The following is a 20,164-nucleotide window of genomic DNA, read 5'->3' on the forward strand; positions in this document are numbered from 1 at the left end:
ATTCCCGCCGGTCTCGGCTTCGATCCGGCCAAACCCTTCCGCATCCAGCTTCTCGCGCAGCGCGAGGTCGGGCCGATCGAGAAGGGTCTTCCATACTTCGACCTCGGCTACCAGCTCCCGCAGAAATATCTGCGCGCCATCGCGCCGCCCGGCAAAGGAAGCCATCGCCGTGGCCGCCCGTGACGAAGGCTCCGCGCCAGGTGGACCTGTGGAAGCGCATCTGCAGGATTCCAAGCTGAAGAATCGTGTTCTGGCCGCCATGCTGGTGGTGCTGCCGGCGTGTTCTTCTTCCAGACCTATGCGGTCAGGAACGCCAAGGGCTTTCTACATCTTCCGCATCGGCTTCCTGGTGTTCACGCTGGTCTTCCTCGGCTGGTACGCCAATGCGCAGCTTTCGGTCGTCAACCTGATGGCGCTGTTCGGTTCGCTGGTGACCGGCTTCAGCTGGCAGGCCTTCCTGCTCGATCCGCTCACCTTCATCCTGTGGTTCGCCGTCGCCGCCGCGCTGCTCTTCTGGGGGCGGGGGTGCCTATTGCGGCTGGCTCTGCCCCTTCGGCGCCCTGCAGGAGCTGACCAACCAGATCGCCCGCAAGCTGCGCATTCCGCAATGGACGCTGCCCTGGGGCCTGCACGAGCGGCTCTGGCCGGTCAAGTACATGATTTTCCTCGGCCTCTTCGGCGTCTCGCTGATGAGCGTCGAGCAGGCCGAGCACCTTGCCGAGATTGAGCCGTTCAGACGGCGATCATCCTGAAGTTCATCCGCGCCTGGCCGTTCGTCGCCTATGCCCGTCGCGCTTCTCGTCGCGGGGGCTCTTCGTCGAGCGGTTCTACTGCCGCTACCTCTGCCCGCTCGGCGCGGCGCTGGCCATCCCCGCGCGCATGCGCATGTTCGATTGGCTGAAGCGCTACCACGAATGCGGAAACCCCTGCCAGACCTGCGCGATCCAGTGTCCGGTGGCAGGCGATCCACCGCACCGGCGAGATCAATCCGAACGAGTGCATCAACTGCCTGCACTGCCAGGTGCTCTACCAGTCCGAAACCGTATGCCCCGTGGTGATCAAGAAGATGAAGTCGCGCGCCAAGCTCGCGGCAAGCCCCGGCGGCCCCGGTCCCGCAACCCGCAGCCAAGGTTTAACGAAGGAAGGAACCGATGATGGAATCGAAGGAAAACAAGGGGCTGAGCCGCCGCGCGCTCTTCAGCGCCACGGCAGGGACGGCTGTTCTCGCCGGCACGATGGGGCCCGGCCGCGCTCGGCCTCGGCGCCGCGGGCCTGGCCACGCCTGCCCGCGCCGCGGCCGGAGCCGACGGTTCGGTCGCGCCCGGCAAGCTGGACGACTATTACGGCTTCTGGTCCCTCGGGCCAATCCGGCGAGATGCGCATTCTCGGCATCCCGTCGATGCGCGAGCTGATGCGGGTGCCGGTGTTCAACCGCTGCTCGGCCACCGGCTGGGGCCAGACGAATGAATCGATCCTCATCCACCAGCGCACGATGACGGAGAAGACGAAGAAGCAGCTTGCCGCCAACGGCAAGAAGATCCACGACAACGGCGACCTGCACCACGTCCACATGTCCTTCACCGAGGGCAAGTATGACGGCCGTTATCTCTTCATGAACGACAAGGCCAACACGCGCGTCGCGCGCGTGCGCTGCGACGTGATGAAGACCGACGCCATCCTGGAGATCCCGAACGCCAAGGGCATCCATGGCCTGCGCCCGCAGAAATGGCCGCGCTCGAACTACGTGTTCTGCAACGGCGAGGACGAAGCGCCCCTCGTCAACGACGGCTCGACCATGACGGATGTCTCGACCTACGTGAACATCTTCACCGCCGTCGATGCCGACAAGTGGGAAGTCGCCTGGCAGGTGCAGGTCTCGGGCAACCTCGACAACTGCGATGCCGACTATGAGGGCAAGTGGGCCTTCTCGACCTCGTACAATTCCGAAATGGGCATGACGCTGGAGGAGATGACCAAGTCCGAGATGGACCATGTCGTCGTCTTCAATCTCGCCGAGATCGAAAAGGCGATTGCCGCGGGCCAGTACGAAGAGATCAACGGCGTGAAGGTCGTGGACGGCCGCAAGGAAGCCAAGTCGCTCTTCACCCGCTACATCCCGATCGCCAACAACCCGCACGGCTGCAACATGGCGCCGGACAAGAAGCACCTGTGCGTGGCCGGCAAGCTCTCGCCGACCGTCACCGTGCTCGACGTCACCAAGTTCGACGCGATCTTCTACGACAATGCCGAGCCGCGCAGCGCGGTGGTGGCGGAGCCGGAACTCGGCCTCGGCCCGCTGCACACCGCCTTCGACGGTCGCGGCAATGCCTATACTTCGCTCTTCCTCGACAGCCAGGTGGTGAAGTGGAGCATCGACGAGGCCATCCGGGCCTATGCCGGTGAGAAGATCGACCCGATCAAGGACAAGCTCGACGTCCAGTATCAGCCCGGCCACCTGAAGACGGTCATGGGCGAGACGCTGGATGCCACCAACGACTGGCTGGTGTGCCTGTGCAAGTTCTCCAAGGACCGCTTCCTGAACGTCGGCCCGCTGAAGCCGGAAAACGACCAGCTCATCGACATCTCCGGCGACAAGATGGTGCTGGTGCATGACGGCCCGAACTTCGCCGAGCCGCATGACGCCATCGCCGTCGCGCCCTCGATCCTGCCGAACATCAAGTCCGTGTGGGACCGCAAGGATCCGCTCTGGGCCGAAACCCGCAAGCAGGCCGAGGCCGACGGCGTCGATATCGACGAGTGGACCGATGCCGTCATCCGCGACGGAAACAAGGTGCGCGTCTATATGACGTCGGTCGCGCCGAGCTTCAGCCAGGAAAGCTTCACCGTGAAGGAGGGCGACGAGGTCACGGTCATCGTCACCAATCTCGACGAGATCGACGACCTGACGCACGGCTTCACCATGGGCAATCATGGCGTCGCCATGGAGGTCGGACCGCAGATGACGAGCTCCGTCACCTTCGTGGCGGCCAATCCGGGCCTCTACTGGTACTATTGCCAGTGGTTCTGCCACGCCCTGCACATGGAGATGCGCGGGCGCATGTTCGTGGAACCGAAGGACGCCTGAAGAATGCGGCTGCCCGTCCTCCTGATCGGCCTTCTTCTCGCTTCGCCGCTGGCCGCGGCGGAGCGTGCCGTCGCGCCGGGCACGGGCAGCCTCGCAGCGGCCATCGCCGGGGCGACCCCCGGCGATGTGCTCGTTCTTGCCGACGGGGTCCATGCCGGCCCCGTCACCATCGACCGGCCGCTGACCATTTCCGGCTCCCGTGCTGCCGTGGTGGACGGACAGGGGCAGGGCAGCGTGATGACGATTTCCGCCGAAGACGTGACGCTGACGGGCTTCACCGTCACCGGCTCGGGCCGCGTGAACCAGGACCTTGATGCGGGGGTGAAGATTATCGAGGGCGCCGACCGTGCGCGCATCGAGAAACTGCTCGTCACCGGCAACATGCATGGCATCGACGTGCATGGCGGGCGCGATGCCGTCGTCAGCGCAAACGAGATCATCGGGACCGACAGCGCGCGCATGAACGAGCGCGGCAACGGCATCTATGTCTGGAACAGCCCGGGCACGCTCTTGGAGAACAATGTCATCCGCTACGGCCGCGACGGCATCTTCTCCAATGCCAGCGCCGACAGCATCTACCGGGGCAACGTCATGCGCGACCTGCGTTTTGCCGTGCACTTCATGTACACCCGCAACACCGAGGTCTCCGGCAACATCTCGATCGGGAACCATCTCGGCTTCGCCATCATGTTCTCCAACAAGGCGAAGATCCTCGACAATCTCAGCCTCGGCGACCGCGAACACGGGCTGATGCTGAACTATGCCAACAATGCCGACGTCACGGGCAATCTGGTGCGCGGCGGCACGAAGAAATGCCTCTTCATCTACAATGCCCACAAGAACCTCATCTGGAACAACCGCTTCGAGGGCTGCGGCATCGGTATCCATTTCACCGCCGGTTCCGAGAAGAACGTGCTGACCGGCAACGCCTTCATCGCCAACCGCGAGCAGGTGAAATATGTCGGCACGCGCAACATGGAATGGAGCCATGAGCGCAGGGGGAATTTCTGGTCCGACCATCCCGCCTTCGACCTCAACGGCGACGGCATCGCCGACAGCTTCTATCGCCCCAACGATCTGATGGACCAGATCCTCTGGTCGCAGCCCGCGGCAAGCCTGCTCATCGGTTCGCCCGCCGTGCAGCTCGTGCGCTGGAGCCAGCGGGACTTTCCCGCCACGCTGCCCGGCGGCGTGCGCGACAGCGCGCCGCTGATGCGGCCCCTTGCCATATCCGTCCCGCCCGAAATCCTCGGCTTTGAGGCCGAGGCCGCCGGTCGCTGGGCCGAAGGAAATCATGATGACACCGACCCTGACAATCTCTCGGCTCACTAAACGCTTTGGCGATGTGGAAGCGCTGAAAGCCGTTTCGCTGACGCTGGAGGCGGGGCGGCGCGCGGCCCTGCTCGGCCATAACGGCGCGGGCAAATCGACCCTGATGAAGATCGTCCTTGGCCTCGTTCCCCATGACGGCGGCGAGGTTTCGGTCTGCGGCGCGGCGCCCGGCTCGCCCGCGGCGCGCACGCAGGTGGCCTATCTGCCGGAAAACGTCGCCTTCCACCCGGCCCTGACCGGGGAGGAGCAGCTTCGCCACTATCTCGCGCTGCGCGGCGAAAGCCCGAAGCAGGCCATGGCGCTTCTTGGCCGTGTCGGGCTGGAGAAGGCGGCGCGGCGGCGGATCGGCACCTATTCCAAGGGTATGCGCCAGCGTGTCGGCCTCGCGCAGACGCTGATCGGCCGTCCGCGTCTGCTCGTGCTGGACGAGCCCACGTCGGGCCTCGACCCGGTGTCGCGGCGGGATTTCTACGATCTCCTCGACGGCCTCGCCGCCGAGGGGACCGCGATCCTGCTCTCCTCGCATGTGCTGACCGAGGTGGAGGCGCGCACCGACCGTATCCTCATTCTCTCGGGCGGAAAACTGGTGGCGGAAGGCACGCTTGCCGATCTGCGCGCCCGCGCGGCACTGCCCGTCTCATTTCTCGTTCGCCCCGCTTCCGGCCACGCGCCGGCGCTGACGGCGGCCTTTCCCGAGGCGGTTGCGAGCGCAGACGGGCTCCTGCGTCTTTCCTGCACGCAGGCGGAAAAGCTGCCCCTGCTTGCCCGCATGGCCGCGCTCGGCGGCAAGGTCGCCGATCTCGATGTGATCCCGCCGAGCCTTGAGGATATCTACAGCCATTTCAGCAGGAGGGATGGGCAATGAACCGCATCCTCGCCACCGCGATCTCGGAATTCCGCATCGCCTTCCGCAATCGCTGGGTCTCCATCGCGACGGGCATGATGATGCTGTTCGCGCTGGTGCTCGCCGCCGCCGGTGCCGCCCCCACGGGAGGCGTCGGCGTGGACCGGCTCTCGGTGACGGTCGCCTCGCTCACCTCGCTTGCCGTCTATCTCGTGCCGCTCCTGGCGCTCCTGATGAGTTTCGACGCCGTGGCGGGCGAGGTGGAGCGCGGCACGCTGCCGCTGCTTCTCACCTATCCCGTCTCGCGCCTGCAGATCCTCATCGGCAAGCTCCTCGCGCATCTTGCGATCCTCGCCCTCGCGGTCACGCTGGGTTACGGCGCGGCGGCGCTGGTGGCCGTCTGGTCCGATGCCGAGGCGATCAGGGGGCTCGGCGCGCTGTGGCGGCTGATCTGGTCTTCGGTCCTGCTCGGGGCCACCTTCCTCGGCGCGGGCTACGCCCTTTCGGCCCTGGCGCGCCGGCCTTCCGGGGCCGCCGGTCTTGCGGTCGCGCTCTGGCTCGTGGCGGTGGTGCTTTACGATCTCGCGCTGCTTGCGCTGATCGTCTCGGATGGCGGCGGGGCCTTTACCACGCAGGCGCTGCCCGTTGCTCTGCTTGCCAATCCCGCCGACGCCTTCCGCGTCTTCAACCTCTCGGCGGCGGAAGCCGTTGCGGCGGCCGGCGGCATCGGCGGTGCGGCGGGCGCCATTGCGCTCTGGCAGTCGGCCGCCTCGCTCTTCCTCTGGCCGCTTGCCGCCATCGCGCTTGCGGTTGCGGCCTTCCGCAAGGTGACGCCATGAAAAATCGCATTCGCCCCGTTCTGCTCGTCGCGGCGCTCGTGCTGCTTTCCGCCTGCCGGGAAGAGGCGGTTCAGAGCACAGTGCCGCAGGACATGACGCCCGAGACCCTCGGCCACTATTGCCAGATGAACCTCCTGGAGCATCCCGGCCCCAAGGCGCAGGTCTTTCTGGAGGGCAACGCCGCGCCTCTGTTCTTCAGCCAGGTGCGCGACGCCATCGCCTATATGCGCGGCCCCGAGCAGGTCGCGCCGATCCTCGCCGTCTATGTGACCGACATGGGCAGGGCGGGCGCGACCTGGGACCGGCCCGGCGACGGCAACTGGGTCGTCGCCGACGAGGCCTTCTACGTCCTCGGCTCGGCGCGGGCCGGCGGCATGGGCGCTCCGGAGGCGGTGCCCTTTTCCAGCCGGGAGCGCGCCGAGGATTTCGCCCTCGCCGAGGGCGGCCGCGTGCTGACGCTCGCCGATATCACCGATGACATGGTTCTCGCCCCGGTCGAAGCCGGTGCGGAACAGGGGAGCGAAGACGACGCCGATTTCGACGGCCGCCTGCGTGCCCTGCCCAACAAAGCCGGAGGTTGACCCATGCCTATCACCCGACGCCGCCTGATCACGATTTCCGCCGCCCTGGCCATCCTGCCCGCCACCGCCCGCGCCTCTGCGAGGGAAACGACCCGCCAATGGACGGGGCAGGCGCTGGGCGCGCGCGCCTCGATCCGGCTCGACCATCCCGACGGCGGGGCCATCGCCGCCCGCGTCATGGCCGAGATCGACCGGCTGGAGGATATCCTCAGCCTCTACAGGCCGCAGAGCGCATTGTCCCGCCTGAACCGCGACGGGTCTCTTGCCACCCCGCCTTTCGAATTGCTGGAATGCCTGTCGCTGGCCGGTGCCGTGCACCGCGCGAGCGGCGGCCGGTTCGATCCGACCGTGCAGCCGCTCTGGGCGCTTTGGGCCGAAGCCGCGGCAGGCGGCACAAGGCCCGCTGCCAGGACGGTCGAGACGGTGCGGCGGAAGACCGGCTTCACGAAGGTGGAACTGGACGCCGCGGCCATCACCCTCAGGCCCGGCATGGCGCTGACGTTGAACGGGATCGGCCAGGGCTATGTCGCCGATCGGGTCGCCGCCCTGCTGGAGGCCGAGGGGCTCAGCGACATCCTCGTCGATACCGGAGAACTACGCGCGCTCGGCGGCAGGCCGGACGGCGAAAACTGGCCGGTGCGCCTGGAGACGGGCGAGCGCCTGTCGCTGCGGCAGCGCGCGCTCGCCACCTCCGCGCCGCTCGGCACGACCTTCGATCAGGCGGGCCGCGACGGCCATATCCTCGATCCCGCGACCGGCATGCCGGCGGTATCGGCGTGGCGTTCCATCTCGGTCTCGGCGCCCTCCGCCGCCATCGCCGACGCCCTTGCCACCGCCGCCTGCCTGATGCCCGAGCCGGAGGCGATCCGGCGCATGCTCGGGCATTTCGAGGGCGCCCGTCTGGAAGCCGGCGCGTAGCCGCGCCTTCGGGTGCCGCAACGGCGACAGGGCGAAACGGCACCCGGAATATCCGGATGCCGTCTTCATCTTCGGGTTATGCGCCGGCGGCCGCGTCCGGCGTCTCGAAGCGCGGGAAGAGGACGGCGTTCTCGATATGCATGTGCGCCACGAGATCGTCGGTGAGTTTCCGCAGCCCCGTATAGAGTGCGGTCCACGAGCCGCAAGCCCCCTCCGGCAGCGCCATGCCATGGGCGGCATGCTCGATATCCTGAAGAAGCCTGGCGGTATCGGCATGCTCATGACGCATTTGCGCGATGGGGTGGGATATCCGCGTGTTTTGACCCTGCCGCATCAAGGGGAAGAGGATTTGCTCTTCGCTCGTCATGTGGTCTTCCAGTTCGTCCCTCAGTGCGACCAGTGCCCGGGCAAGCCCGGACGGGGCGACCGGATGATCGCCGTGGACGCGCTCGACCTTCTCGGCAAGCGGTATCAGGAAGGCCAGTTCGCGGCGATGGGTCTCATGATAGCGCGAGAGAAGGTGGTCGATGAGCGGTCCGGTCTCCCGCGGCGCTTCGAGACCGGCCGCCCGCCGGAGCGCCTCCAGTTCGGCAAGCAGATCGGCCGGCGACAGTCCGGCCCGTGCGGCCGCATCGCGAAGCGGGATGTCGCCCGCACAGCAGAAATTGATGGCCGAGCGCCGGAACAGCTCGGCCGCACCCGGCAGTTCGGCGGCGATGGTCGTCACGGTGGTTTCGAGAGAAAGCGTTTGCATGCTCGATCCTTTGAAAGGTGGATGGGCCCCCAATTTGCAGAATCGGCACGCGCCGTCTTTGCGCCGGGCCGAACAAAAGATCGCATGCGGGAAACGGTATCGCGACCCTGCTTGTCGCATCGCAAAGAGTGCGACAATTCGGCGGGCCGGGAGCCTTTTCATTGCGCGGCATGATTGGTAAGCCTTGGTGCGAGAGGTTTCGATGAAGACGCATCTGCAACAGTGCCGGAACGGATGGGTGGCCTTCGCCGTCGCCGTGCTGATGGCGTTGCAGGTTCTTCTCAGCCCCCTGGCTCAGGCATCCGCGGCCGGCAACTCCCCGGTGGATGCCTACGGCAATCCCCTCTGCATCACCCACCTTGACGAGCAGAAGCCGGCGTCGACGCCGGGCAAGGAGCGTTCGCCCGCGCCCGATTGCTGCACGCTGGCCTGCGGTATGGCCGCGGGTCTCGTTTCGCCCCATCGTCCCGTCCTCATTCCGTTCAATCCGCTCGCACAACCCTCGCAGCGGATTTTCGACGGTTACGAGGACCATGTGCCCCTGGCGCATGACTCTCTGCCCGGACATCCTCGCGGCCCCCCGACGCTCGCCTGATCGCCGGGCAATGCCGGCAAGCTGACCAAGCCTATGTCGCGTCGCGGGTTCTCCCCGTCCGATCGCCGCCCGGTCATGCCCTCAGCCGCCTGCCGCACGCCGTCGCGACCCCACTTCCTTTCCTTTTCCACCATACCTTGCCGGCAGGGATGACCGGCTCCATCGGAGAATGACAATGCTGAAAAGAACACTTGCAACCATTGCCGCCATCGCGCTCGGTTCGAGCGCCGCCCTTGCCCATGTTTCGCTGCAGGTGAAGGAGGCGCCGGTCGGTTCGACATACCGCGCCATCTTCCAGGTGCCGCACGGTTGCGAGGGCAATCCGACCAACGTGGTGCGCGTGCAGATCCCCGAAGGCGTGATCGCGGTGAAGCCGCAGCCGAAGGCCGGCTGGACACTCGAAAAGGTCAAGGGCGCCTATGCCAAATCCTACGACTACCACGGCACGCCGACCGGTGAAGGCGTGAAGGAGATCGTCTGGAGCGGCGGAACGCTCGGCGACGACGAATATGACGAGTTCGTGCTGAGGGTCTATCTGACGAAGGATTTGCAGGCGGGCGAGACGCTTCATTTCCCGGTGGTGCAGGAGTGCCCGGACGGTCTCGCCGAGCGCTGGATCGAAATCCCAGCCGAAGGCCAGTCGGATGACGATCTCGAGCTTCCCGCGCCCGGCGTGAAGCTGATCGAGGCCGCCGGCGGCCACTGAAACCCGAAACGGCCGGCGCCATCGGGCGCCGGCCCCTCCACCCTTCGGAGATTGTCGTGCGGGACCATCTTGACCGATCCCTTTTCCGGGTCATTCTGACCGGCATCGCGTGGTGCTGCCTCACTGTCGCGGCGATGGCCCATGCCGCGTTGACGGGGGCGGTGCCGGCCGACGGCGCGGTCGTCAACGCGCCCCCGACATCCCTGTCCCTGTCCTTCAGCGAGCCGGTGTCGCCGCTCGTGCTGCGGCTCGTCCTGCCCGATGGGCGGACGAGAGCGCTGGAGACATTCGTCCTGCGTGACCGCACGCTAGAAATCGCGGCGCCCGGCGACCTTGGTGCAGGAACCCATGTGCTTGTCTGGCGTGTCGTTTCCGAGGACGGGCATCCCGTTGCAGGGTCGACGATTTTTTCGATCGGTTCGCCGAGCAGCGCGCCGCAGGTGGCCGGGGAGGCGGTCGACTGGCCGGTCAGGACCGCGCTATGGCTTGCCCGCATCGCCATGTATGCCGGTCTGTTCTTCGGGATCGGCGGCCTTTTCGCCGTCCGATGGCTGATGCCCGGCGGGGCCGATGGAATGCCGATCATAAAGGCGGCCCTGGTGCTCGGCATGTCGGCGACGGCGATTTCCCTCGGGTTGCAGGGGCTCGATGCCCTGGGCGCCCCGCTCTCCGGCCTTACGGATCGAACGGTGTGGAAAGCCGGCCTCGGGACGCGTTTCGGCCTGACCGTCCTGGTGCTCTCCTTCGCGTTCCTTCTGGCGATCGCAACCGCTTCACGGACGATCGCGGCGGGCCGCGCGGCGTCCCTCGTGGCCATCGTCGCCGCAAGCGTGGCACTGGCGTTGAGCGGTCACGCAAGCTCGGCCGCGCCGCAAGGACTGATGCGGCCGGCAGTCTTCGTGCATGTGGTCATGATTGCCGTCTGGATCGGTTCTCTCCTGCCGCTGGCCTGCGCCTTGCGGCGCGGAGGCGATGCGGGGCGGCAGGCGCTTGGCCGCTTTTCCCGCCTTATCCCGTTCTGTGTCGTCGCCCTGACCGCGGCAGGCCTGCTGCTGGCCGTCGTGCAGGTTGGGGAATTTGGCGCGCTCTTTTCGACGGCCTACGGCAATGTACTGCTCGCGAAGACGGCGCTCCTCGCCGCCCTCTTCCTTCTCGTCGCGTTCAATCGCTGGATGCTCACCAGACCGGCCGAACGCGGAGAGCAGGGGGCGGCCCGGCGTCTTGTCCGCGCGGTTGTCGTCGAGACCATGATCGTTCTTGCCGTTTTCGCCGTCGCCGCCGCGTGGCGCTTCACGCCGCCGCCCCGTGCGCTGGCGTTTGCGGCGGTGGAGCCGGTTTCCATCCATATCCACTCGGACAAGGCGGTGGCCGAGATCGCCTTCACCCCCGGACGTGCCGGTCCGGTCGAGGTTTCCGCCACCATTCTGGCACCGGACTTCACGCCCGTTACCCCCAAGGAGGTGACCTTCGTGCTTTCCAGTCCGCAGGCAGGCATCGAGCCGATGCGCAGGAAGGCGGCCTTGCAATCGGACGGTGCATGGCGCGCCTCGGACGTCGTCGTGCCGGTGGCCGGACAATGGCGTGTGAGGGTCGACATTCTCATCAGCGACTTCGAACTCATACGGCTGCAGGACACGGTCGAGATCACCCGGTAACGCGGCGTTCAAAAAACCTTCCTCGATTTATCCACATTTGCGCCAGCGCAAAGAGCGTCCTTCCCGCGACCGATAACCATTCGCAACGGCGGTTCACCCGGCGGCAGGGTGTTCCTTCCACGAGCCTCGATGCCGCGTTTGGAAATTGTCTGGGGGATTTCGCTATGGATACAAAGGGATTGGTCGTGGCCGTGGCGCTGGGCTCGCTGCTCGTGATGCCCGTGGCCGGCGTTGCGGCGGATGGCGCGGAAGGCCGGGGCCTTGCCAATGTCAAGCAATTCACGCTCGATCACAGCCGCCGGCTTGTCGCGCAGGCGGAATTGCTGGAGGCCGGCCTTGCCGACTACCACGGTGTGATCGCCGCGCACGGCGGGGACTATGCGGCGGCCTGGGATGCCGATGGCGCCCGGCTCGCCGAACAGGTCGGCGCCATCCGCGCCCTGTGGCTGGAGGCATCCAACCACTACGAGACGATCGAGGGGATCGTCGCCGGCATCCCCGAGACCGCCAGGTACGACCTGATCCTGGACGCCGGCAATCCGGGCACGGACAGCGAGGACGTCGCGGAATACGACCTGTCCCTGCCGGACGGCACGGTGCTGAAGCGGCCGGGAAACCTCTTCCACGGCATCACCGAGCCGCTGTTCTGGGGCATGGAGGAGACGGGCATCAAGCTTCCGGCGGACCTTGACGGCGACGGCACGGTGACGCGCGGGGAAATGCTCTTCGACGCCAATCTGGGCCTCGGCGCGGCGCGGGCGCTGACCTTCTGGGCCAAGGCGCTTGAGGCCGACATGGCGGCGTGGAAACCCAACCGCGAGGACGCCTTCACCTCCGTCGTGGTGATGACGCCGACGGTCGGCGACTATTTCGGCGAATGGAAGGAATCCCAGTTCATTTCCGGCGAGATCGGCGCCTTCGTCGCCCGGAGCCGCCTGTCGGACGTGCAGGGCATCATGAGCGGTTGCCGCAGGATGTATACCGAAGCGCTTTCGCCGGTGGTCGCCGCGGGCGACGCGGACCTCGACAGCCGCATCAAGGCCGGCTTCGAGGAGCTGCTGGCCCTGGTGGAGGACACCCATGCCCGCGAGGCGGCCGGCACGTCCTTCGGGGCCGAGGAGGCCGACGCGCTGGGCAACGAGGCGCAGGACATCGCAGACCGGATCGTCGCGCTGGTGCTCCAGGCCGCCGCCAAGGCCGAGGTCGAGATCCGCGGTTGACCGAGACCGCGGGACACGCGGCCGGCAGAGCCTTGCCGGCCGGAGGAGCGGAGCCATGAGTAGCCTCGAAACCCTTCCGGAACCTGCCTGCCGGCGTATTGTTCTGGAATATGGCGCCAGGCGTGCCGGCATCCGGCGCGCCCTGGCGCTGTCATTCCTCTTCGCCATCCTCTTCGGCACCGGCCTGCATCTCGAATTCCTCGCCGGGTGGAACTGGAATGCCGGGGAAGCCGTCCTTCTGGCGCATCTGGCCGCCGGGCTGGTGTTCACGGTGCTCTTGCTGACCTGGATCGGCGGGCACATGGCGCGGGGGCTACCGAAAAGCCAGCGCCCCCTGTTCACCGCGCTTAGCTGGCTGCTCCTTGCGAAATTCGTCCTCGTCGTCGGGACGGGGCTGCTGATGGCGCTACCGGTAGCGGCCTATCTTAGCGGCCGGGTCTGGTTCTGGAGCTTCGAGGCGACCTATCGCCTGACCTTTCTCCACCTGTGGGTTTCGTTCGCCGCCGCCGCCGGCTTCATCGCCCATCTCGCCATGCGGCACTGGGCGCTGCCGGCAGAGCGGCGGGCGCGGCGCGCGCCATGAAATACCAGTTCAAGGACCATCTGCCGCCGGTAGCGCTCGGCGTCCTGCTCGCCGGGATATTCATCCTCGGCGCGGGCGTCCTGGCGCCTGCTGCGCCCGAGCCGGGCGTGGAGCTGGCCGACGTGCCCTTCTACCGGCTGCCCTTCGGCCCCGACGCGGAAGGCCGCGCGCGGCCCTTCTGGCCGTCGCGGCTCCGGACGGAGGACGGCCGCTTCGCCGATCCCGCGTCGATCCGGTCGGCGACACGCTGCGCGACCTGCCACCGGCGGGAGTTCGAGGAATGGGCGCCATCGCTTCACGCCATCGCCGACCGCGACGCGATCTACGAGCGCGCGGTCAAGGCCAACGAGGCGCTGCACCGCGACGGCGCCGAGAAGGCGCGCTTCTGCGAGGGGTGCCACGCGCCCGGCGAGGTCCTGTCGGGCCGCACCAACCGCTTCAAGTCCGTCATGCCCTCGGAGGCGGCGACGGAAGGCATCACCTGCGTCATGTGCCACACGGCGGTGCATGCCGACCCGCGGGAGGGCAACGGTGCCCTGACGCTGGCGCTGAACACCGGCATCGACGGATTGTCCGATGCGATGATCCTCGCCGCGCCGCGCGATCATGCCCGCGCCTTCGGGGCGGAGAAGACCAATGCGCTGATCGCCAGCGCGGATTTCTGCGGCGGCTGCCATACCGAGGCCTATGACGGCTCGATGTCGAAGGCGACGAGCCGCCAGCATGTGCAGACCACCTTTGCCGAATGGCAGGGTAGCTGGTATGCGCGAAACGGCGTGACCTGCCAGGATTGCCACATGGCGCCCGATCCTGCCGCCTATGTCCGGCAGATCCGGGCCGGCGACCTCGCCAAGCCGGAACGCTACGCGCATAATTTCGTCGGGTCGAACTACCTCATGTTCGACACCGGCCTCGGCTCCAACCTCACTTTCCTGCGCGGCGGCATCCTGCCGGGCCTCGCCGATGCGCGCAACACGGCGCTGATCGCCCGGCAGGGCGAGGCGACCCGCGCACTTCTGCGCTCGGCCGCCGGGCTTGCCCTGCGCGGGGCGAGCGTCGAGGACGGAACGCTGCGCTTCACCGTGGCCGTGCAGAATCTCGGCGCCGGCCACAACCTGCCGACCGGCGTGATCGACCAGAAATACATGTGGCTCGAAGTCGCCGTGCGCGATGCGTCGGGCGCTGAGATCTACCGGTCGGGCGCCTTCGACGCCGCGCGCGGCGAGACCGACCCCGGCGCCGTGATCTGGCGCGAGGACTTCAACGACGCCGAGGGCAGGCGCATTCCCGATCACCTGACCTTCAACACGGCGACCGTCACCCACCTGCGCAAGGGCGTGCCGCCTAAGGGCGAGGACGCCGTCGCCTACGAGGTGCCGCTTCCGCCGGGGGCCGGCGGGGGGCCGTTCACTCTCGAAACCCGGCTCTGGTATCGCGTCGCCACCCAGGAATTCGTCTACAACACGTTGAAGACGGACCTGATCGTTCCACCCTTCGAGCTTGCGGCGGAGCGGTTCACCCTGCCTGCCGGGAAAGAGGCAAATCCATGATCGCTCCCGCCCTTCGCGCGCTCCTTCTCGCGCTGGCCGCCCTTTTCGCGGTCCTCGGGCCGGCGGTCGGGGCGGAGGCGCCCTGGCGCGACGCGGAGGCGTTGCGGGGGGAAAGCGCGCAGATCCAGCGGCGTCTGTTCCGCACGCCCGACACGGCCCTCCGGGCGGATGTCGCGGCGCGTCTGGAAAGGGTCCGCCGGCTCTGGGAAGAGCGTCTGCGGGCCGCCTATGCGCAGGCCGTGCCCTCCGCGGTCCCGTCGATGGACGAGGCGGTCGAGGCGTTTGCCGATGCTGCCGGGCGCTGGGACTCCGCCGCCTCGGCGGCTGCGGGCGCGCGGCTCTGGACCCGGCTGCTCGACGGGGCTTTTCGCGCGGGGCTTGCCCGGCTCGATGCGGGAGAGGCGGCGGCTGCGGCCGGCTGGCTCAACATCCGCGAATATGCCCGCACCTCCCGCGACACGGCCGCCAGCATCGCCCTGCGCGAGACGCTCGCCGGGCGGATGACGCCGGCGGAGGCGCGGCGCGTGATCGAGACGGAGCTGCTCGGCGTCTATGCCGGCGAATTGCGCAAGGCCGTCGCCGAGGCGCGCGGCCATCGCGCCGCCGGCTACGGTATCCAGCTCGCCGGGGCGCTGGCGCGGGCGGGCGGCCTGCACGCGCTCCTGTCGGAGAGCCTTGCGGCGCGGCTGGGCGCGCAGCCGGCGGGCCGGATCGCGCAGGCTTTCGCGCGGCTGGCGCCTCCGGACCGGCTGGAGGGCGCCGATCTGGAGGCGCTGCTCGCCGATATCGAGACGCGGCTTGCCACCTATGCGCCGGCGAGCCTTTCCCCGGAGGATCTGGACCGCAGGGTGCGCCTGCTGGCCCGCTTCGTGGCGCTGGTGCCGGTCGAATACGGCAAGGGCGTGCGCGACGGGGAGATCGTCATTCCCTTCGAATATTTCGAGGCCGGGCTTTTCCGCGACCGGGCGGCGATGCTGTTCGGCGACCTCGGATACGACCTGGCGGCCCGCGCGCCGCAATCCTTCGACAGGCTCTCGGCCATCCTGAAGGAAATGAAGGCGCTGATCGCGGACAGGGGCGACGGCGCGCGGGTCGAAAGCCTTGCGCAGGAGGCCGCGGGGCTGGTCGCCGCCGCTTATGGGAGCGATCTCTCGCAAGGGGGCTACGCGGCGGCGCTGTCGCTGCTGCCGGATATCCTCGACGAGGTGCGGCTTGCCGCCGAGGGCGGCGACTGGGAGGAGGCCGAGTTGAAGCGGCTGGAGGCCTATGCACTGTTCGACCCGGATATCGAGCAGCGCCTTATGCCCCGCGCGCCGGCCCTGGCACTGAGGATGGAGGCGGATTTCTGGGAAGGCAGCGTGGAGAATCCCGGCCTGGGGCGCATCCTGGCCGATCGCGGCCCTGACGGCGCCTTGAGGAGCGCCGTCGACCGCATGAAGACCGCGACGGGGGAGGCAGGACGCATCCTCGATACGAAGCTTTCGGGAACGGGGGCCTTCCTGCAATCGCTGGCGATCCTCCTGCGCGAGGGGCTGGAGGCGGTCCTTGTGCTTGCCTGCATGATCGGCGCGCTGAAGGCGAGCGGCCTTCCGGCACGCGGGGCCGGCGGCTGGCGTCTGCCGGTGGCGGGCGGCGTACTGGCCGCGCTCGGCGGATCCTTCGCCCTGTGGCTGGCCGTCGGCCGGCTGTTCACCCTCGGCACGCTCCAGCGGGAGCTTCTGGAGGGGCTTTCGGCGCTGGCGGCGGCGGCCGTGCTGCTCTACGTCACCCACTGGATGTTCCGCAAATCCTACGTCGGCGACTGGATCGGCGAGATCCGCCGGAAGGCGGCGGTGGCCGCGAAGGGGAGGGACGGCGGCTATCTAGGATGGCTCACCCTGTTCTCGCTGTCCTTCCTCGTCGTCTTCCGCGAGGGGTTTGAAACGGTTCTCTTCTACGAGGCGTTGCTGATCGACGCGCCGGCCCTGCCGGTGCTCGGGGGGCTTGCCGCCGGCGGCGTCCTGGCGGTCGCGGTGGGCTTTGCCATGCTGGGCCTGGAGGCGAAGCTGCCGATCGCGGCCTTCTTCCGCCTGACCGGCGGGCTGCTCGCCGTCCTGTGCGTCATGCTGGTCGGCAGCGGCGTGCGCGGCCTCCAGACGGCGGCGCTGGTTTCGGCGACGCCGGTGGCCTGGTTCCCGGCCCAACCCTGGCTGCAGCTCCATTTCGGCCTCTATCCCGTGGCTGAGGCGCTGCTCGCCCAGTCGGTCGTGGCCGGTTTCCTGATAGTTTCGCTGCTGCTCCGTCTCGTCAAACGCCGGAGGAAACATCTTCATCTCGCAGTTCGACGCGACTGACTGCCGTCTTCATGGTCGTGAGCCAATGCACGCGAGATACCTAACCGGCGGAGACCTTCCGTCCATCTGGCCAGACCTCAGCCCGGTTCTTGCCCCCATGAACATGGCTGTCAGAGAATGCGCGTTTCAGTCATATATTGGGATCGTGTTTGCAGGCAGGAGGAAATCGCATGGTATCCGCGCACGCGGCCGATGGGACCGGCACGCTCATCTCGGTCCTGGTCATCGAGGACGATGCGCCGACGCGCTGGCGGATCGTCGATGCCCTTTCGCGTGGCGGAGAATTCGACGTTGCCGAGGCGGCCACGGTCGCGGAGGCGCGCCAACGGCTCGGGGCAGGCGATCCCGATGTGCTCCTGACGGACCTACAGCTTCCCGACGGGAACGGAATGGAACTGATCCGCGATATCCGCCAGCGCAACCAGACGACGGAGATCATGGTCATCTCCATACTCGGGGACGAGCAGAGCGTGATCTCGGCCATTCTGCTCGGTGCGAACGGATATCTGCTCAAGGATGCATTCCCGGCCGATATCGCCGACACGGTTCGCGATCTCATGCGCGGTCATTCGCCGATTTCCGCCTCCATCGCCCGTTTCATCGTCCGGCGCACGCAGGGAAAGCCGGGGCAGGCGAGGCCGTCGGATCTCAACACGGCGAAGCTTACGCCGCGCGAGATCGACATCCTCTGGGGCATCGCGAAAGGCTTCAGCTATGCCGACATTGCCGATCATCTGGGTATTTCCCGGCAGACCGTTCCCGGCTACATCAAGACCATCTATCGAAAGCTGGAGGTGAACACCCGCGGCGAGGCGGTGTTCGAGGCTCTGCAGCAGGGTCTCATCAGGTTCTGAAGCCGTCCATGATCACGCATTCTTCCCTATCGAGTTCGAGCAGCCGCTGGATCGTCGGCTACTTCATCGCGCAGGTGGTCATCGCCTTCCTCTGCATCGTCCTCTTCTACCAGCCCGATCTGCCGTTGCCGCCGCCGGAATATCGCCTCATGCAAGGTGAGGTCGGCATCGACGGAAACACCTGGACCGAAACCAGCCTTCCGTATTACCGCCCTCGGGACATTTCCGATGACGTTCCGACCCTCATTCGGGCGCGGTTTGAGCGTTCTGCTGACGATGCGACGCGGACCTGGTCGATTTTCATCCCGCGGTTCACCAGCGGCCTGGAAATCATGGTGAACGGCACCGTCATTCTCGACAGCCGGCGCACGCCGTCACTGGGCCGCGTGGACAGGAACTTCGCGGTCATCGCCGCCATACCCGATACGCTGCTGCATAACGGCGTCAACGAACTCGTCGTCAGGTTGCATCTATGGGGTCCCTTGACCGGCTATCTCGCCACGCCCTATGTCGGGCCGGACGCCGAGTTGCGGCAAGCCTATGACAGTCGTGTCTTCCTTTTCGCCACGCTGCCGCTCGCGCTCGCCATCTGGCAAGCGATGGTCGGCATGATCCTCGGCCTGATCTTCCTCGCCCGCCGCCACGAGAAAGCCTATGGCTGGCTGGCGGCGGCCATGGTGGTGGGAACGGCGCAGCACTTCATTCCCTTGCCCGCATCGCCCCTGCTGCACGGTCTGCTCGGGGCTTCCGGCACGCTTGAATGCGCGCTGTCCGTGCATTTCGCCGCCCATCTCACCGGCCTGCGGATCACCCCCTGGGGCCGGGTCCTGTTCCTGCCTGCCGCGCTCATCGTCCTGGCCTCGACCTTCGGGTCGCTTGCATTGTTGCGCGTGGTCTACAGTCTGGTCGGCCTGCCGAGCATCGGCCTCTTTGTCTTCATGGTCGCGGCCATTCTGGGAAGGGCGGCGATCCGCGAGCAGGACTGCAGCTTCGCCTATCTCGGATCGACGCTGAGCATCGTCGCCGTTTTCTGGGTCCATGACGCGCTGACCGCGGTGGATGTCCTGCCTGGAGAGCGCATCCTGCTCGGGCGTATTTCCTATTCCACCGTACTGGTCGCAATCGGCCTCGGCCTGACATGGCGTTTCGTGCAGGCGCTGAACCAGGCTGACAATTTCACCGCGCAGCTTGTCGACCGGGTGCGCGAGAGCGAGGAGAAGCTTCGCGCCTCCTTTGCGCGGGAGGAGGAGCAGAATCGCAAGGAGACGCTCGCCGCCGAGCGCGGGCGGCTGATGCACGATCTCCATGACGGTCTGGGCGGCCAACTCGTCAGCATCGTCGCGATGGCCGAGCAGACGGGAAAGGCGCAGATCGGCGACGCGGCGCGCGGGGCGCTGAGGGATCTCCGCCTCGTCATCGATGCGATGGAGGATGTCGAGGGCGACCTCATGCTCGTCCTCGGTTCGTGGCGCGAGCGCATGGCGGCGCAGTTGCGCGCCCACGATATTACCCTGTCGTGGCAGGTGTTGAGGCCGGAAGGCCTGCCGATCTTTCCCGACCTGCGTCCATGGCATGTCATCCAAATCGTCCGCCTGCTCGACGAAGCCGTGACCAACGCGATCAAGCATTCAGGCGCCGGGACGTTGAAGGTGGTGGTCGACACGATCGCCGACGGTGCGGCCATCACCGGGGGCAGCATCGTCATCGAAGACGACGGAAACGGTTTCGATGCAAAGAGCATCCCCGCCGGCGCCGGGCACCGGCTGGGGACGGGGAGGGGACTGGTCAATATGAGGAAGCGTGCCGAATTCTGCGGGGCCACGCTCGGCATCGCGTCTGGCGCCACAGGCACGCGTATCGCCCTGTGGCTGCCAGTATCAATCGGTGCCGTCGCGTCTACCGACGGCCGACCCGGTTGACGGGCCCGCCACGATTCGTCGGCGTTCCGGCGCGGCAGCCGACCGGCACGCCCGGCGCGGTGCAGTGGACGACGCGCGCCGGACGGCGTGCGACGCAACCGACGGGCACGCCCGCGGCGGTGCAATAGACGACGACCGGTGTCGGCCTCACCACGCATCCCTTGGGTACACCCACGCTCTTGCAATAGACGACGGCTGCGGCCGCCGGCTCGGGAAACGGCCCGGATGCGGTGAAGCCCGTCGCCAATATCAAGGCGAGCGCGCCGCGCAGGACGACCTTTCTGGATGTCATGCTGTTTTCCTCCTGTTCGATGAGCACCCGAATCCCGATGGGTGCGGGGCGCACCATGATCGAAACCGGTGGCCGGGGCATGCCATGTTCATGGGGGGCAATGC

17 protein-coding genes and 2 pseudogenes are annotated in these 20,164 nt (G+C 67.2%); 17 read left to right on the forward strand and 2 right to left on the reverse strand.

Annotated features, from left to right (window positions below; translation table 11 throughout):
- From AB3G45_RS06845 to AB3G45_RS06880, 8 genes and pseudogenes are all read left to right on the forward strand, one after another.
- The coding region (locus tag AB3G45_RS06845) for a hypothetical protein (protein WP_367829880.1) at positions 1–183 on the forward strand (183 nt) is incomplete at its 5' end.
- A gap of 151 nt (positions 184–334) precedes the next feature.
- Positions 335–1,069 (forward strand): annotated as a pseudogene (locus tag AB3G45_RS06850) (4Fe-4S binding protein); the annotation flags it as partial.
- 82 nt (positions 1,070–1,151) lie between these two features.
- Positions 1,152–3,085, forward strand: a pseudogene (gene nosZ, locus AB3G45_RS06855) (TAT-dependent nitrous-oxide reductase).
- A gap of 3 nt (positions 3,086–3,088) precedes the next feature.
- Positions 3,089–4,417, forward strand: a complete 1,329-nt coding sequence (locus AB3G45_RS06860; RefSeq protein ID WP_367828937.1) for a nitrous oxide reductase family maturation protein NosD — start codon at positions 3,089–3,091, stop codon at positions 4,415–4,417.
- Entirely contained in the window at positions 4,380–5,282 is a 903-nt protein-coding gene (locus AB3G45_RS06865; protein ID WP_367828938.1) for an ATP-binding cassette domain-containing protein, read from the forward strand. The genes AB3G45_RS06860 and AB3G45_RS06865 overlap by 38 nt, the downstream gene beginning before the upstream one ends.
- Positions 5,279–6,100: an ABC transporter permease gene (locus AB3G45_RS06870; protein ID WP_367828939.1), complete on the forward strand. Its 822-nt coding sequence runs from the start codon at positions 5,279–5,281 to the stop codon at positions 6,098–6,100. The genes AB3G45_RS06865 and AB3G45_RS06870 overlap by 4 nt, the downstream gene beginning before the upstream one ends.
- Complete coding sequence (locus AB3G45_RS06875; protein WP_367828940.1) at positions 6,097–6,681, forward strand: nitrous oxide reductase accessory protein NosL; 585 nt, start codon at positions 6,097–6,099, stop codon at positions 6,679–6,681. The genes AB3G45_RS06870 and AB3G45_RS06875 overlap by 4 nt, the downstream gene beginning before the upstream one ends.
- 3 nt (positions 6,682–6,684) lie before the next feature.
- Positions 6,685–7,599, forward strand: a complete 915-nt coding sequence (locus tag AB3G45_RS06880) for an FAD:protein FMN transferase (RefSeq protein ID WP_367828941.1) — start codon at positions 6,685–6,687, stop codon at positions 7,597–7,599.
- Positions 7,600–7,675: 76 nt separating this feature from the next.
- Here AB3G45_RS06880 and ric read toward each other — a convergent pair whose 3' ends face one another.
- The gene (gene ric / locus AB3G45_RS06885; RefSeq protein WP_367828944.1) at positions 7,676–8,353 is read right to left on the reverse strand and encodes an iron-sulfur cluster repair di-iron protein; all 678 of its coding nucleotides are present in this window, start codon (positions 8,351–8,353) and stop codon (positions 7,676–7,678) included.
- A gap of 202 nt (positions 8,354–8,555) precedes the next feature.
- On the opposite strand from ric, the gene AB3G45_RS06890 reads away from it, so the two are divergent.
- The 9 genes from AB3G45_RS06890 (at position 8,556) to AB3G45_RS06930 (ending at position 19,768) form a co-directional block, all read left to right on the forward strand.
- On the forward strand, positions 8,556–8,948 hold the full coding sequence (locus AB3G45_RS06890) for a hypothetical protein (protein ID WP_367828943.1): 393 nt from the start codon (positions 8,556–8,558) through the stop codon (positions 8,946–8,948).
- A gap of 175 nt (positions 8,949–9,123) precedes the next feature.
- Positions 9,124–9,654 carry a YcnI family protein gene (locus AB3G45_RS06895; RefSeq protein ID WP_367829881.1) on the forward strand — a complete coding sequence of 177 codons (531 nt, stop codon included), beginning with the start codon at positions 9,124–9,126 and terminating at the stop codon, positions 9,652–9,654.
- Positions 9,655–9,788: 134 nt separating this feature from the next.
- On the forward strand, positions 9,789–11,309 hold the full coding sequence (locus tag AB3G45_RS06900) for a copper resistance CopC/CopD family protein (RefSeq protein ID WP_367829882.1): 1,521 nt from the start codon (positions 9,789–9,791) through the stop codon (positions 11,307–11,309).
- Between the two features lie 164 nt (positions 11,310–11,473).
- On the forward strand, positions 11,474–12,529 hold the full coding sequence (locus AB3G45_RS06905; protein WP_367829883.1) for an imelysin family protein: 1,056 nt from the start codon (positions 11,474–11,476) through the stop codon (positions 12,527–12,529).
- Between the two features lie 55 nt (positions 12,530–12,584).
- Complete coding sequence (locus AB3G45_RS06910) at positions 12,585–13,112, forward strand: hypothetical protein (protein WP_367829884.1); 528 nt, start codon at positions 12,585–12,587, stop codon at positions 13,110–13,112.
- Positions 13,109–14,662, forward strand: coding sequence for a multiheme c-type cytochrome (locus tag AB3G45_RS06915; RefSeq protein ID WP_367829885.1), 1,554 nt, complete (start codon positions 13,109–13,111; stop codon positions 14,660–14,662). The genes AB3G45_RS06910 and AB3G45_RS06915 overlap by 4 nt, the downstream gene beginning before the upstream one ends.
- Complete coding sequence (locus AB3G45_RS06920) at positions 14,659–16,995, forward strand: FTR1 family protein (RefSeq protein ID WP_367829886.1); 2,337 nt, start codon at positions 14,659–14,661, stop codon at positions 16,993–16,995. Before AB3G45_RS06915 ends, AB3G45_RS06920 begins: the two co-directional genes overlap by 4 nt.
- A 170-nt stretch (positions 16,996–17,165) precedes the next feature.
- Positions 17,166–17,849 (forward strand): response regulator, encoded by a 684-nt coding sequence (locus tag AB3G45_RS06925; RefSeq protein WP_367829887.1) that lies wholly within the window; start codon positions 17,166–17,168, stop codon positions 17,847–17,849.
- 74 nt (positions 17,850–17,923) lie between these two features.
- Positions 17,924–19,768, forward strand: coding sequence for a sensor histidine kinase (locus AB3G45_RS06930; RefSeq protein ID WP_367829888.1), 1,845 nt, complete (start codon positions 17,924–17,926; stop codon positions 19,766–19,768).
- On the opposite strand, the gene AB3G45_RS06935 is transcribed toward AB3G45_RS06930, so the two are convergent.
- Positions 19,746–20,060 (reverse strand): hypothetical protein, encoded by a 315-nt coding sequence (locus AB3G45_RS06935; protein WP_367829889.1) that lies wholly within the window; start codon positions 20,058–20,060, stop codon positions 19,746–19,748. The genes AB3G45_RS06930 and AB3G45_RS06935 overlap by 23 nt on opposite strands.
- Between the last annotated feature and the right edge of the window lie 104 nt (positions 20,061–20,164).

It is taken from the genome of Shinella sp. S4-D37, from assembly GCF_040812195.1.
Lineage (GTDB): Bacteria > Pseudomonadota > Alphaproteobacteria > Rhizobiales > Rhizobiaceae > Shinella.